This window comes from Streptomyces sp. NPDC001156, assembly GCF_053598275.1.
Genome location: NZ_JBSFJX010000002.1, coordinates 98234 through 111922, shown reverse-complemented (window position 1 = coordinate 111922; position 13689 = coordinate 98234). Strand labels below are relative to the sequence as shown.

Here is a 13689-nt window from a genome sequence, read left to right as displayed (position 1 = left end):
AGGGTGTCCGCATGATGGATAAAGCTGGACTGCGTCCAGAGCACCGTGCCACGCTTCCATCATGTCTGGAACTGGAGTTGCCTTGGTGAGTCGGCGGCACGTCGACCTCGGCCGCATGTCCAGCGCCATCTGTCCGGCGAGCTGACAGCCTCCAGCCAGCCCGGTTTTCCCTTTATTTGCCTCGTCGCGCACTGCCGCGCACGCCTCTCGCGTGCCCGCGCGCGCAGGTCAGAGCCGCTCCCCCTGCCTGTCCGAAGGACGTATCCACCATGGCTGCCACCCCGGAGAATCCCGCCACGCCCCGCCGCAAGGTGAGCCGACACCGTGGCGAGGGCCAGTGGGCCGTGGGTCACTTCACCCCGCTCAACGGCAACGAACAGTTCAAGAAGGACGACGACGGTCTCAATGTGCGGACACGCATTGAGACGATCTACTCCAAGCGGGGCTTCGACTCCATCGACCCCAACGACCTGCGGGGCCGGATGCGCTGGTGGGGCCTGTACACCCAGCGCAAGCCCGGGATCGACGGCGGCAAGACCGCGATCCTGGAGCCGGAGGAGCTGGACGACAAGTACTTCATGATGCGCGTCCGGATCGACGGCGGCCGGCTGACCACACCTCAGCTGCGCGTCATCGGCGAGATCTCGCAGGAGTTCGCGCGCGGCACCGCCGACATCACCGACCGGCAGAACGTCCAGTACCACTGGATCCGGATCGAGGACGTGCCCGAGATCTGGAACCGCCTGGAGGCCGTCGGTCTCTCCACCACCGAGGCCTGCGGTGACACCCCCCGCGTGATCCTCGGCTCGCCCGTCGCCGGCATCGCCGAGGACGAGATCATCGACGGCACGCCGGCCGTCGAGGAGATCCACCGCAGGGTCATCGGCAACCCGGCGTTCTCGAACCTGCCGCGCAAGTTCAAGACCGCCATCTCGGGATCGCCGCTGCTCGACGTGGCGCACGAGATCAATGACGTCGCCTTCGTCGGCGTCGTCCACCCCGAGCACGGCCCGGGTTTCGACCTGTGGGTCGGCGGCGGTCTGTCCACCAACCCGAAGATCGGGCAGCGGCTCGGCGCGTGGGTCCCGCTGAACGAGGTGCCCGACGTCTACGAGGGCGTCATCTCGATCTTCCGTGACTACGGCTACCGGCGGCTGCGCACCCGCGCCCGGCTGAAGTTCCTCGTCGCCGACTGGGGCGTGGAGAAGTTCCGTCAGGTGCTGGAGGACGAGTACCTGCAGCGGAAGCTGATCGACGGCCCGGCGCCCGAGCAGCCCGTGGAGCGCTGGCGCGACCACGTCGGTGTGCACCGGCAGCAGGACGGCCGTTTCTACGTCGGATTCGCCCCCCGGGTCGGCCGGGTCGACGGCGCCACGCTGACGAAGATCGCCGAGCTCGCCGAGGCGCACGGCTCGGGCCGGGTCCGTACGACGGTCGAGCAGAAGATGATCGTGCTGGATGTGGTGGAGTCGCAGGTCGACTCGCTCGTGTCGGGCCTGGAGGCGCTCGACCTCACGGTGCACCCCTCCCCGTTCCGGCGCGGCACCATGGCCTGCACCGGTATCGAGTACTGCAAGCTCGCCATCGTCGAGACCAAGGCGCGCGGTTCCTCGCTGATCGACGAACTGGAGCGCCGCATCCCCGACTTCGACGAACCGATCACCATCAACATCAACGGCTGCCCGAACGCCTGCGCCCGTATCCAGGTCGCGGACATCGGCCTCAAGGGCCAGCTCGTCCTCGACGACCAGGGCCGACAGGTCGAGGGCTTCCAGGTGCACTTGGGCGGCGCGCTCGGCCTGGAGGCCGGCTTCGGCCGCAAGGTCCGCGGCCTGAAGGTCACCTCGGAGGAGCTGCCGGACTACGTCGAGCGCGTCCTCAAGCGGTTCCAGGCGGAACGCGAAGAGGGCGAGCGGTTCGCGACCTGGGCGGCCCGGGCTTCCGAGGAGGCGCTGTCGTGAGCGAGCGGGCCGCTCCCTTCTACTGCCCCTACTGCGGCGACGAGGACCTGCGTCCGAGCGAGCAGGGCCACGGCGCATGGGAGTGCGGAGCGTGCAATCGAGCCTTCCAGCTGAAGTTCCTGGGGCTGTTGGCCCGGGGGCTCGTGCAGACCGATCGGGGAGGGGACGGGACATGACGACGACTCGGGACGAGCGGAGCACCGGCGAACTCAGGGCACTGGCCGAGCAAGCGGGGCGCGACCTGGAGGACGCCCCCGCGCTGGAGATCCTCCGATGGGCGGCCGACACCTTCGGCACGCGCTTCTGCGTGACGTCCTCCATGGAGGACGCGGTGGTCGCCCACCTCGCCTCGCGCGCGAGGCCCGGCGTCGACGTCGTCTTCCTCGACACCGGGTACCACTTCCCGGAGACCATCGGCACCCGTGACGCGGTCGAGGCGGTGATGGACGTCAACGTCATCACGCTCACACCGCGTCAGACGGTCGCCGAGCAGGACGCCGAGTACGGCCCGAAGCTGCACGAGCGCGACCCCGACCTGTGCTGCAAGCTGCGCAAGGTGCAGCCTCTCGAGGAGGGGCTGACGGGCTACGACGCCTGGGCGACCGGACTGCGCCGGGACGAGTCCCCCACTCGGGCGAACACCCCGGTCGTCGGCTGGGACGAGAAGCGGCAGAAGGTCAAGATCTCGCCGATCGCCCGCTGGACCCAGGACGACGTGGACGCGTACGTGGCCGAACACGGCGTCCTGACCAACCCGCTTCTGATGGACGGCTACGCCTCCGTGGGCTGCGCGCCCTGCACCCGCCGGGTCCTCGCGGGCGAGGACGCGCGCGCCGGGCGCTGGGCGGGCCGGGCCAAGACCGAGTGCGGGCTGCACGACTGACCATGACGGACATTCAGGAGACATACGTGACGACCGGGGCCACCGTCTGGCTCACGGGTCTGCCGAGCGCCGGCAAGACCACCATCGCGTACGAGCTGGCGGGCCGCCTGCGCGAGGAGGGGCACCGTGTCGAGGTGCTCGACGGCGACGAGATCCGCGAGTTCATCTCGGCGGGCCTCGGCTTCGGCCGCGCGGACCGGCACACGAACGTGCAGCGCATCGGCTTCCTCGCCGACCTGCTCGCCCGCAACGGCGTCAAGGCGCTCGTCCCGGTGATCGCGCCGTACGCGGACAGCCGTGAGGCGGTGCGCAAGCGCCACCAGGAGAGCGGGGCGCCGTACCTCGAGGTGCATGTGGCGACCCCTGTCGAGGTCTGCTCCGTACGCGATGTGAAGGGCCTGTACGCCAAGCAGGCAGCGGGCGAGCTGAAGGGCCTGACGGGCGTCGACGACCCGTACGAGGAGCCCCTCTCGCCCGATCTGCGGATCGAGTCCCAGAACCAGACCGTGCAGGAGTCCGCGGCGGCCGTGTACGCGCTGCTCAGCGAAAGGGGACTGGCATGACGATCGTCGCCGAGGTCAAGGGGGGCGGCGAGGGCACGGACAACCCGTACGCCCTGAGCCATCTGGACGCGCTGGAGTCCGAGGCGGTCCACATCTTCCGCGAGGTGGCGGGCGAGTTCGAACGGCCGGTGATCCTCTTCTCCGGCGGCAAGGACTCCATCGTCATGCTGCACCTCGCGCTGAAGGCCTTCGCCCCCGCGCCGGTGCCGTTCTCGCTGCTGCACGTGGACACCGGGCACAACTTCCCCGAGGTGCTGGAGTACCGGGACCGCGTGGTGGCCGCCCATGGGCTGCACCTCCATGTGGCCTCCGTCCAGGACTACATCGACCGCGGTGTGCTCAAGGAACGGCCCGACGGCACCCGCAACCCGCTCCAGACCCTGCCCCTCACGGAGAGGATCCAGGGCGAGCGGTTCGACGCCGTCTTCGGCGGCGGCCGCCGCGACGAGGAGAAGGCCCGCGCCAAGGAACGCGTCTTCTCCCTGCGCGACGAGTTCTCCCAGTGGGATCCCCGCCGCCAGCGCCCCGAGTTGTGGCAGCTGTACAACGGGCGCCACGCCGCCGGCGAGCACGTCCGCGTCTTCCCGCTGTCCAACTGGACCGAACTGGACGTGTGGCAGTACATCGCCCGCGAGCACATCGAACTGCCCGAGATCTACTTCGCGCACGAGCGCGAGGTCTTCCAGCGGGGCGGCATGTGGCTGACCGGTGGTGAGTGGGGCGGTCCGAAGGACAGCGAGACGGTCGAAAAGCGGCTCGTCCGCTACCGGACCGTGGGCGACATGTCCTGCACGGGCGCTGTCGACTCGGACGCGGTGACCCTGGAGCAGGTCATCGCCGAGATCGCCGCCTCCCGGCTCACCGAGCGCGGCGCGACGCGCGCCGACGACAAGCTCTCCGAGGCCGCCATGGAGGACCGCAAGCGCGAGGGGTACTTCTAGCCATGACCACGACCACGGAACTCTCCGCCACCACCCTCCTGCGGTTCGCGACCGCGGGTTCGGTCGACGATGGCAAGTCCACCCTCGTCGGGCGGCTGCTGCACGACTCCAAGTCGGTCCTCGCCGACCAGCTGGAGGCCGTCGAGCGCGCCTCGGCGCGCCGCGGCCAGGACGGACCGGACCTCGCACTGCTCACCGACGGTCTGCGCGCCGAGCGCGAGCAGGGCATCACCATCGACGTCGCCTACCGCTACTTCGCCACCCCGCGCCGCCGGTTCATCCTCGCCGACACCCCGGGGCATGTGCAGTACACCCGCAACATGGTCACCGGCGCCTCGACGGCCGAGCTCACGGTGATCCTCGTCGACGCCCGCAACGGCGTCGTCGAGCAGACCCGCCGCCACGCCGCGATCGCCGCCCTGCTGCGGGTCCCGCACGTCGTGCTCGCCGTCAACAAGATGGACCTGGTCGACTACCAGGAGCCCGTCTTCGCGGCGATCTCCAAGGAGTTCACCGCCTACGCCACCGAGCTGGGCGTCCCCGAGGTCACCGCGATACCCATCTCCGCACTGGCCGGCGACAACGTCGTGGAGCCGTCCGCGCACATGGACTGGTACGGCGGCCCAACCGTGCTGGAGCACCTGGAGACCGTCCCGGTCAGCCACGACCTGGCGCACTGCCACGCGCGGCTCCCCGTGCAGTACGTGATCCGTCCGCAGACCGCCGAGCTCCCGGACTACCGCGGGTACGCGGGGCAGATCGCGGCCGGCACGTTCCGCGTCGGTGACCGGGTCACCGTCCTGCCCTCCGGCCGCACCTCGAAGGTGTCCGGTATCGATCTGCTGGGCAAGCCGGTCGATGTGGCGTGGACCCCACAGTCGGTGACCCTGCTGCTGGAGGACGACGTCGACATCTCGCGCGGCGACCTGCTCGTGCCGAGCAAGGACGCACCGGCGACCACCCAGGACATCGAGGCGACGGTCTGCCACGTCGCCGACCAGCCGCTGACCGTCGGTCACCGCGTGCTGCTCAAGCACGGCACCCGCACGGTCAAGGCGATCGTCAAGGACATCCCGTCCCGGCTCACGCTCGACGACCTGTCCCTGCACCCGCACCCGGGGCAGCTCGTCGCCAACGACATCGGCCGCGTGAAGATCCGTACCGCCGAGCCGCTGCCGGTGGACGCGTACGCAGACTCCCGGCGCACGGGCTCGTTCATCCTGATCGACCCGGCCGACGGCACCACCCTGACCGCGGGCATGGTCGGCGAGTCGTTCGCCGCGCCCGAGCCGGTGAAGGACAACGCCGACGACGACGGGTGGGACTTCTGATCATGACCACCACCTGCTTCTACTCCATGTTCGCGAAGGAGGGCGGCCGTGTCGGCAGCGGCGCCCTCGGCAGCGGGCAGGGCGGAGTCGCGCGATGTGCACGGTGACGTACGCGCACTGCCCGCGCGCCCTGCCGACCCCCCACCCTCCCGCGAGCTCTCGGCTTCTCCCCCGCACCCGGCTTCGGCCGAGCGGCGGGACCGCCGTGAGCAGGGAGGTACCCCCGTATCGGAAGAGACGACGAAAACCTGCCGACCTCCCGGCCACGACCTGAAAGACCGTGACCGCCGGGCCAACGAGAGGAACGCCTCCCGTGCCTGCCAACCTTCCCCTTTCTCGGCTTCGCTCCAATGGGGGCACCCCCATCCTGCGTCGCGGCATAGCCGTGCTCGCTGCTCTTCCCCTCCTCACCCTCGCCGCCTGCGGTTACGGCTCCCAGGCCAAGAGCGACTCGTCCGACCAGAAGGTCGCCGCCGGGGCCAAGAAGATCGACGGTCTTGACTCCGTGAAGATCGGGTACTTCGGCAACCTCACCCATGCGACCGCGCTTGTGGGCGTCCAGAAGGGCTTCTTCCAGCAGTCGCTCGGCGCCACGCAGGCCAAGTACCAGATCTTCAACGCGGGCCCCTCGGAGATCGAGGCCCTCAACTCCGGTGCCATCGACATCGGCTGGATCGGTCCCTCCCCGGCGATCAACGGCTACACCAAGTCGGACGGCAAGAGCCTGCGCATCATCGGCGGTTCGGCGTCCGGCGGCGTGAAGCTGGTGGTCAACCCGAAGAAGATCACGTCTCTGAAGGACGTCAAGGGCAAGAAGATCGCCACGCCTCAGCTCGGCAACACGCAGGACGTCGCGTTCCTCAACTGGATCGCGGAGCAGGGCTGGAAGGTCGACGCCGAGAGCGGCAAGGGCGACGTGTCCGTCGTGCGCACGGACAACAAGGTGACGCCGGACGCCTTCAAGGCCGGGTCCATCGACGGCGCCTGGGTGCCGGAGCCGACCGCCTCCAAGCTGGTCGCCGAGGGCGGCAAGGTGCTCCTGGACGAGTCGTCCCTGTGGCCCGACAAGAAGTTCGTGATCACGAACATCATCGTGTCGCAGAAGTTCCTCACGGAGCACCCGAAGGCAGTCGAGGCGGTGCTGAAGGCGTCGGTCGAGACCAACAAGTGGATCAACGCCAACCCGGACGAGGCGAAGGCCGCGGCCAACAAGCAGCTGGAGGCCGACTCCGGCAAGGCCCTGCCGGCCGACGTCCTCGACCCGGCGTGGAAGTCCATCCAGATCACCGACGACCCGCTGGCCTCCACCCTCGACACCGAGGCGGAGCACGCGGTCAAGGCGGGCCTGCTCAAGGCCCCGAAGCTGGACGGCATCTACGACCTGACCCTTCTGAACAAGGTCCTCAAGGCCGAGGGCGAGAACACGGTCGACGACGCCGGCCTCGGCGCCAAGTAAGCCCGTACCCCGATCCGTTCCCAGGAGGTGACGACCATGGCCACCACCCTCGCCAGGGCCGCCGACGGTGCCGCGTCGGTCGGACAGGCCGCCCGCATCGAGCACGTCTCGAAGTCCTTCGCCGGGCCCGCGGGGCAGCACCTCGCCCTCGACGACATCACGCTGGATGTCGCGCCGGGCGAGTTCGTCACCCTCCTGGGGGCCTCGGGCTGCGGCAAGTCGACCCTGCTGAACCTGGTGGCGGGGCTGGACCAGCCCTCCGCCGGCAGCATCACGACCGACGGGCGCCCGGCGCTGATGTTCCAGGAGCACGCCTTGTTCCCGTGGCTGACCGCGGGCAAGAACATCGAACTCGCCCTGAAGCTCAGGGGCGTTCCCAAGAGCGAGCGGCGCGGCAGGGCCGAGGAGCTGCTCGAACTCGTACGCCTGAAGGGCTCGTACGGGAAGCGGGTGCACGAGCTGTCCGGCGGTATGCGCCAGCGTGTGGCGATGGCCCGCGCCCTGGCGCAGGACAGCCGGCTGCTGCTGATGGACGAGCCGTTCGCGGCGCTCGACGCGATCACCCGTGACGTGCTGCACGACGAGCTGACCCGCATCTGGCAGGAGACCGGTCTGTCCGTGCTCTTCGTCACGCACAACGTGCGCGAGGCGGTGCGGCTGGCGCAGCGTGTCGTACTGCTCTCCTCCCGGCCCGGCCGGGTGGAGCGCGAATGGCGGGTGGACCTTCCGCAGCCACGCCGGATCGAGGACGCCCCGGTGGCGGAGCTGTCCGTCGAGATCACCGAAGTACTGCGTGGGGAGATCCGCCGTCATGGCCAGCACTGAGACGACGACCGGCACGACGGCGGACGCCCCCGTCAAGGACGGCAGCGGACTGGTCGGCCTGGAGGCGGGGCTCGACGCCCTGGAGTCCTCGGCCACGAGCCGTACGTCCTTCCGGCAGACCTTCGTCGGCAAGATCCTGCCGCCGGTCCTGGCGATCGCGGTCGTCCTGGTGATCTGGCAGGCGCTGATCACGCTGAAGGTCGTCGACGACCCCACCAAGCTGCCCTCGCCCGCCGATGTGTGGGGCGAGGTGAAGGACGCCTGGCTGCAGGGCAAGCTGCTCGGCTACATCTGGACCAGCGTCTCGCGCGGTCTGCTGGGCTTCCTCTTCGCGCTGGCGATCGGCACCCCGCTGGGTCTGCTGGTGGCCCGGGTGAAGTTCGTGCGCGCCGCCATCGGCCCGATCCTGTCCGGGCTCCAGTCGCTGCCGTCGGTGGCGTGGGTGCCGCCGGCCGTGATCTGGCTGGGTCTGAACAACTCGATGATGTACGCGGTGATCCTGCTCGGCGCCGTGCCCTCGATCGCCAACGGCCTGGTGTCCGGCATCGACCAGGTGCCTCCGCTGTTCCTGCGGGCGGGCCGCACGATGGGCGCCACGGGCCTCAAGGGCACCTGGCACATCGTCATGCCGGCGGCACTGCCCGGCTATCTGGCCGGTCTGAAGCAGGGCTGGGCCTTCTCCTGGCGCTCGCTGATGGCGGCGGAGATCATCGCCTCCTCGCCCGACCTCGGCATCGGCCTCGGCGCCCTGCTCGAGAACGGCCGCAACGCCAGCTCCATGTCCATGGTCTTCGAGGCCGTCATCCTGATCCTGTTCGTCGGCATCGCCATCGACCTGCTGATCTTCAGCCCGCTGGAGCGGCGGGTGCTGCGCAGCCGCGGCCTTCTCGTCAAGAGCTGATCTCCCATGCGCCCTATGCCCCTTCACCCGCCTCTCGTGGTCATCGCCCACGGCAGCCGCGACCCGCGCCATGCCGCGACCGTGCACGCCCTCGTGAAGAGGGTGCGGTCGCTGCGGCCCGGACTGCGGGTGGAGACCGGCTTCCTCGACTTCAACGTGCCGTCCGTGCACGGGCTGCTGGAGTCCCTGGCGGCGGAGGGAGTACGCGAAGCCGTGGCCCTGCCGCTGCTGCTGACCCGGGCCTTCCATGCGAAGGCGGACATCCCCGCGGTCCTGAGGCAGGCGCCCCGGCGGCTGCGGATCACGCAGGCGGAGGTGCTCGGCCCGTCGCCGCTGCTGTTGCGCGCCCTGGAGGAGCGTCTGTACGAGGCGGGCCTGGCCCCCGCCGACAAGTCCTCGACCGGGGTCGTGCTGGCCTCGGCGGGGTCCACCGACCCGGAGGCGATCGCAGTGATCGCTGACATCGCGCGGGAGTGGCGGCACACCGGATGGTGCGCCGTGCGGCCTGCGTTCGCCTCCGCCTCGTCTCCCGAGGGGTTCCCGCGCACCGAGGACGCGGTGCGCGAACTGCGGGCGGCGGGTTGCGCACGGGTGGCCGTGGCACCGTACGTCCTCGCCCCCGGCTTCCTCCCGGACCGCATCGCACGGGGCGCGGCCGAGGCCGATGTGCTGGCCGAGGTCCTGGGTCCCGCTCCGGAGGTGGCCAGGGTGGTCCTGGAACGCTACGACCAGGCACGCCTGCCGGTGCTGACGGCCCTCGGAGCCTGACGCGCCCGCCGCCCGCGCACACGCCGAGGGCGACGGCTCCGCCCCGCCCGCTTCGTTCAGTGGCCCACCGTGCCCACCGCGGTCTGCCGCGGGTCACGTCCGCTCGCCGCCAGCGCGCGCTCGAACACGGGGGCGTCGTCGGGGACGGGGACCGGGTCGGCGAAGCCGTCGTACTGGCGGTAGAGGTCGCCATGGGTCTCGACGACCTCCAGGACGAGCCGGCCCGCGCCGTCGGAGACCCGGAACTCCTGCCCGGTGGCCGTCGCGACGTCCCAGCCGTGGACGGCCATCTCCTTGACGATCATCGCCGCCAGTTCGGCCGCGGGCATCTTCGCCATTCCGAGGTCGACCTCGCCCTCCCACACGGCGGGGTCGTCCCAGGCGGCGACGGCGCGGTCGAGCTGCTCGGCGTACGACTGCGCCCAGCCCGGATCCGCGGTGAAGTCGCGGGCGGTCAGCTCCTCGGGGATCGGTGTGCGCAGGGCACGGTGCTCCAGGCCGTGCGAGGAGTACAGGACCCAGTGGTTCACCAGGGCGCGGACGTCCCAGGCCGGGCAGTGGGTGGGCTCGGTCAGGTGCTCCGCCCCGACCCCGCGGGCCACGCGGGCGGCCTCGGCGGCGCATTCGACCATGTACGGATGCACGTTCTTGTACGGATCGCTCATGCCTCCACGCTAGGGACGGCCGGCACGGTCCTCTTGAACAAACGCGACAGCTGCGGCGGCGGCCGCCGCCCCGTCCGAAACCGAGCCCGCCGCTGCGGACGTCAGCTACCTTCCCTGGTCAGCTCGGTCAGCTTGACGACGGTGTTCCAGTTCCGCGTGGTGGCGATCAGCCCCTTGTTCAGCCGGGATCGAGACAGCTGCTCGGCGAGCTTGGAGCGGCCCAGTCCGTCCGGCGCGTACAGGTACAAGACCCGGTCGCCGAGCCGGAACTCCTCGGGGAGGAAAGCCGCTTGGTCGATCTCCGCGAAACGGGCCTCGTCGACCGGCGCGGAGTAGTACGTGACGTGCAGTTGCCTGGCCTCCAGCTCGGCGGCCGGGAAGGGGCAGGCCTCGGCGACCGCCTTCAGGTAGGCGTGGTCGCGCACGATCACGTCCACGGAGAAACCGAAGCGCCTCTCGACGGCCTCCCTGAGCTCCACGGCCAGCGACTCCTCGTCCCCGCCGTCGGCGGCGAACACGGCCTGGCCGCTCTGCAGATGAGTGCGGACGCCGCTGTGCCCGAGCCCCTCGACGAGGGTGCGCAACTCGGCCATCGGCAGCTTTTTGTTGCCGCCCACGTTGATCCCGCGCAGCAGCGCCGCGTACTTCGTCGTCATCGCACCACCATAGGCCGGGCACCCGCGTCCGCGAGCGGCCTCCTCGACCCTGAGTCCGGCTCCCACCCGACCCCGACCGGGCGTAGGGGTCGGCTCCTCCCAGGTGGTGAGAGAAGGGGCATCCGTGGGGATGAGCCGGGCCCTTCACGGTTCACCGAAGAGCACGACGAGTCCTTCTTATCCGGCCCATACCTTCGAAACGAACGGTGACGGCAGGGGGCTGTCACCCGCGGACGAGGGGGCATGCCCGTCATGGGGAACGGAGAAACACGGGTGCGGGGCATCGCCGCGCGGGCCGGCGGCTGGAGCGCCCGGCACCGATGGGCTGCCGTGGGCATCTGGGTGCTGTTCGTCGTTCTGGCGATGGCCATCGGCTCGGCGGCCGGCCGGGTGGACGTCAAGGACAGCGACGAGCTCAAGGGCGAGACGCACACCGCAGCCAAGATCATCGAGGACGCCGGGATCAAGGAGCCGGCCGGTGAGACCGTGCTGATCCAGGGGAAGGACGGCGGCACCAAGGCCACCGACCCGCAGTTCCGCGCCGCCGTCACCGCGGTCGTGCGAGCGGTGGACGGCACCGGCCGGGTGACGGACGTGGCCTCGCCGTACGACACGAAGACGATCTCGAAGGACGGCCGCAGCGCGCTGGTGCGGTTCGACATGCGCGGTGACGCGGACACCGCGGGCGACCGCGTCGAGCCGGTTCTGAAGGCCGTCGCGGGGGTCCAGAAGGACCATCCGCAGCTGCGGATCGAGGAGATCGGCAGCGCCAGCATGCAGAAGACGTTCTCCGACGCGTTCGGCGACGACTTCAAGCAGGCCGAGTACTCCGCGGTGCCGGTGGCGCTCGGCATCCTGCTGATCGCGTTCGGCGCGCTGGTCGCCGCGCTGCTGCCGGTCGCGCTGGCGATCACCGCGATCATGGCGACGATGGGCCTGATGGGCATCGTCAGCCATCTGCAGCCGATGAACGACACCGCCAACTCCGTCATGCTCCTCGTCGGACTCGCCGTCGGCGTCGACTACTGCCTGTTCTACCTGCGACGCGAGCGGGAGGAGCGGGAGGCCGGCCGGGATGCGCGGACCGCACTGAGCATCGCGGCGGCCACCAGCGGACGCGCCGTCATCGTCTCCGGTGTCACGGTGTGCGTCGCCATGGCGGGCATGCTGTTCACCGGCCTCGCCACGTTCGAGGCGATGGGACTGGCCTCGCTGATGGTCGTGGCGGTCGCCATGGTCGGCTCGGTGACCGTGCTGCCCGCGCTGCTGTCGCTGCTGGGCGAGCGCGTCGAGAAGGGCCGTCTCCCCTTCCTGCACCCGGACAAGCGGCGGAGCCGCGGAACCGGGTCCGGTGAGGGCAGCCGGGTGTGGGGTGCCGTGCTCAAGGTCGTCCTCACCAGGCCCGCCGTGTCCCTGGTGATCGCGGCCGGAGCGCTGCTCGCGGTCGCGGCGCCCGCGCTCGGCATGAAGACCCAGAACCTCACCCTGGACCAGGAGTTCGGCGACAAGCTGCCGATCGTGGCCACGTACAACCGCGTCAACGACGCCTTCCCCGGCGGCTCCGAACCCGCTCAGGTCGTCGTCAAGGCCCAGGACATCAACGCACCCGCGGTGAAGACCGCGCTCGCCGACTTCCGTACGCGGGCCATCAGTTCGGGTGCCTCCCGCGGTCCGGTCGACATCGACCTGCACGACGCGCAGAACGTGGCCGTGATCTCCGTGCCGCTCGTCGGCGGCTCCGACCTGGACAAGGCGGGCAAGAGCCTGGAACTGCTGCGCGACGAGGTGCGGCCCGGCACGCTCGGGAAGGTGGAAGGCGTGCAGGCGCCGATCACCGGGCAGGTCGCCGGCTCGCACGACTTCAACGACCAGCTCCTCGGCTCGGTGGTGCCGGTCTTCGCCTTCGTCGTGGCCTTCGCCTTCCTGCTGATGCTGCTGTCGTTCCGCTCGCTGACTATCGCGATCACCTCCATCGTGCTCAACCTGCTGTCGGTGGGTGCGGCCTACGGCATCCTGGTCGCCGTCTTCCAGCACGGCTGGGGAGCGTCGCTGGTGGGCGCCGAGGGCGTGGGAGCCATCATCACCTGGCTGCCACTGTTCCTCTTCGTCATCCTGTTCGGGCTCTCGATGGACTACCACGTGTTCGTGGTCTCCCGGATTCGCGAGGCCCGTCTGCGGGGCCGTACGACCAAGGACGCGATCACTCACGGTGTGGTGACCACGGCCGGGGTCGTCACCAGTGCCGCGGTCATCATGGTCGCCGTCTTCGCGATCTTCGGCACGCTGTCGATGCAGTCCATGAAGCAGATGGGCGTGGGCCTGGCCGCCGCCGTGCTCATCGACGCGACCGTCATCCGGGGCGTCCTGCTCCCGGCGGTGATGGCCCTGCTCGGCGAGCGCAACTGGTACCTCCCCAAGTGGCTGCATCGTCTGCCGGATCTGACGCACGACGAGTCGCCCGAGGCGGTGGCGCCGACCACCTGGGACGAGAGCGAACCCGTCCGCGTCTGAACCCCTGCCAGGGAAGGGCCCGTCGGTCACCGGGTGACCGACGGGCCCTTCCCTGTACGCGCGTCCCATGGGTCCGGGAACCCGTGCGGAACCGTGGGTGACACCTCGCCACGAGGACACGCGGACCGGACCGTGCCGACCGGACCGCGCCGCTCGGCAGGCGGTCCTGGCCGGGCGGACGAGCGGTTTTCCGTGAATGCGACACTGACCTTCGGACGGCGCCGGGTC

General features: G+C 70.1%; 14 protein-coding genes. 12 read left to right on the top strand and 2 right to left on the bottom strand.

Annotation, left to right across the window (positions count from 1 at the left end; all coding sequences use genetic code 11):
- The first annotated feature begins 61 nt into the window (after positions 1-61).
- The 11 genes from ACWDA7_RS01845 to ACWDA7_RS01795 all read left to right on the top strand — a co-directional run bounded on the left by ACWDA7_RS01845 (position 62) and on the right by ACWDA7_RS01795 (position 9629).
- Positions 62-145: a putative leader peptide gene (locus ACWDA7_RS01845; protein ID WP_345942706.1), complete on the top strand. Its 84-nt coding sequence runs from the start codon at positions 62-64 to the stop codon at positions 143-145.
- A 124-nt stretch (positions 146-269) separates the two neighbouring features.
- Positions 270-1961 (top strand): nitrite/sulfite reductase, encoded by a 1692-nt coding sequence (locus ACWDA7_RS01840; protein ID WP_450602256.1) that lies wholly within the window; start codon positions 270-272, stop codon positions 1959-1961.
- On the top strand, positions 1958-2137 hold the full coding sequence (locus ACWDA7_RS01835) for a hypothetical protein (protein ID WP_059129589.1): 180 nt from the start codon (positions 1958-1960) through the stop codon (positions 2135-2137). The genes ACWDA7_RS01840 and ACWDA7_RS01835 overlap by 4 nt, the downstream gene beginning before the upstream one ends.
- Entirely contained in the window at positions 2134-2844 is a 711-nt protein-coding gene (locus ACWDA7_RS01830; protein ID WP_450602255.1) for a phosphoadenylyl-sulfate reductase, read from the top strand. Before ACWDA7_RS01835 ends, ACWDA7_RS01830 begins: the two co-directional genes overlap by 4 nt.
- A gap of 26 nt (positions 2845-2870) precedes the next feature.
- Positions 2871-3407, top strand: coding sequence for an adenylyl-sulfate kinase (gene cysC / locus ACWDA7_RS01825; protein WP_359401818.1), 537 nt, complete (start codon positions 2871-2873; stop codon positions 3405-3407).
- Positions 3404-4348, top strand: coding sequence for a sulfate adenylyltransferase subunit CysD (gene cysD / locus ACWDA7_RS01820; RefSeq protein ID WP_450602253.1), 945 nt, complete (start codon positions 3404-3406; stop codon positions 4346-4348). Before cysC ends, cysD begins: the two co-directional genes overlap by 4 nt.
- Before the next feature lie 2 nt (positions 4349-4350).
- Complete coding sequence (locus ACWDA7_RS01815; RefSeq protein WP_450602252.1) at positions 4351-5679, top strand: sulfate adenylyltransferase subunit 1; 1329 nt, start codon at positions 4351-4353, stop codon at positions 5677-5679.
- Between the two features lie 313 nt (positions 5680-5992).
- Positions 5993-7135 carry an aliphatic sulfonate ABC transporter substrate-binding protein gene (locus tag ACWDA7_RS01810; protein ID WP_450602251.1) on the top strand — a complete coding sequence of 381 codons (1143 nt, stop codon included), beginning with the start codon at positions 5993-5995 and terminating at the stop codon, positions 7133-7135.
- Positions 7136-7171: 36 nt separating this feature from the next.
- Entirely contained in the window at positions 7172-7960 is a 789-nt protein-coding gene (locus tag ACWDA7_RS01805; RefSeq protein WP_450602250.1) for an ABC transporter ATP-binding protein, read from the top strand.
- Positions 7947-8861, top strand: coding sequence for an ABC transporter permease subunit (locus ACWDA7_RS01800; protein ID WP_432934077.1), 915 nt, complete (start codon positions 7947-7949; stop codon positions 8859-8861). Before ACWDA7_RS01805 ends, ACWDA7_RS01800 begins: the two co-directional genes overlap by 14 nt.
- Positions 8862-8867: 6 nt before the next feature.
- Positions 8868-9629, top strand: coding sequence for a sirohydrochlorin chelatase (locus ACWDA7_RS01795; RefSeq protein WP_450602248.1), 762 nt, complete (start codon positions 8868-8870; stop codon positions 9627-9629).
- A 56-nt stretch (positions 9630-9685) separates the two neighbouring features.
- On the opposite strand, the gene ACWDA7_RS01790 is transcribed toward ACWDA7_RS01795, so the two are convergent.
- Entirely contained in the window at positions 9686-10294 is a 609-nt protein-coding gene (locus ACWDA7_RS01790) for a TIGR03086 family metal-binding protein (RefSeq protein WP_450602247.1), read from the bottom strand.
- A gap of 101 nt (positions 10295-10395) precedes the next feature.
- A complete protein-coding gene (locus ACWDA7_RS01785; protein WP_450602246.1) occupies positions 10396-10950 on the bottom strand; it encodes a DUF1697 domain-containing protein in 555 nt (184 codons plus the stop codon).
- Between the two features lie 252 nt (positions 10951-11202).
- Between ACWDA7_RS01785 and ACWDA7_RS01780 the strand changes: the two genes are divergently transcribed.
- Entirely contained in the window at positions 11203-13461 is a 2259-nt protein-coding gene (locus ACWDA7_RS01780) for an MMPL family transporter (RefSeq protein ID WP_450602245.1), read from the top strand.
- The last annotated feature ends 228 nt before the right edge of the window (positions 13462-13689 follow it).

Excerpts from the sequence above, each read along its gene's own strand:
- ACWDA7_RS01830 (WP_450602255.1), top strand. The coding sequence starts at position 2,134 with ATGACGACGACTCGGGACGAGCGGAGCACCGGCGAACTCAGGGCACTG.
- ACWDA7_RS01785 (WP_450602246.1), bottom strand. The coding sequence starts at position 10,950 with ATGACGACGAAGTACGCGGCGCTGCTGCGCGGGATCAACGTGGGCGGC.
- ACWDA7_RS01840 (WP_450602256.1), top strand. The coding sequence starts at position 270 with ATGGCTGCCACCCCGGAGAATCCCGCCACGCCCCGCCGCAAGGTGAGC.
- cysD (WP_450602253.1), top strand. The coding sequence starts at position 3,404 with ATGACGATCGTCGCCGAGGTCAAGGGGGGCGGCGAGGGCACGGACAAC.
- ACWDA7_RS01800 (WP_432934077.1), top strand. The coding sequence starts at position 7,947 with ATGGCCAGCACTGAGACGACGACCGGCACGACGGCGGACGCCCCCGTC.
- ACWDA7_RS01805 (WP_450602250.1), top strand. The coding sequence starts at position 7,172 with ATGGCCACCACCCTCGCCAGGGCCGCCGACGGTGCCGCGTCGGTCGGA.
- ACWDA7_RS01795 (WP_450602248.1), top strand. The coding sequence starts at position 8,868 with ATGCGCCCTATGCCCCTTCACCCGCCTCTCGTGGTCATCGCCCACGGC.
- ACWDA7_RS01780 (WP_450602245.1), top strand. The coding sequence starts at position 11,203 with ATGGGGAACGGAGAAACACGGGTGCGGGGCATCGCCGCGCGGGCCGGC.
- ACWDA7_RS01845 (WP_345942706.1), top strand. The coding sequence starts at position 62 with ATGTCTGGAACTGGAGTTGCCTTGGTGAGTCGGCGGCACGTCGACCTC.
- ACWDA7_RS01790 (WP_450602247.1), bottom strand. The coding sequence starts at position 10,294 with ATGAGCGATCCGTACAAGAACGTGCATCCGTACATGGTCGAATGCGCC.
- ACWDA7_RS01815 (WP_450602252.1), top strand. The coding sequence starts at position 4,351 with ATGACCACGACCACGGAACTCTCCGCCACCACCCTCCTGCGGTTCGCG.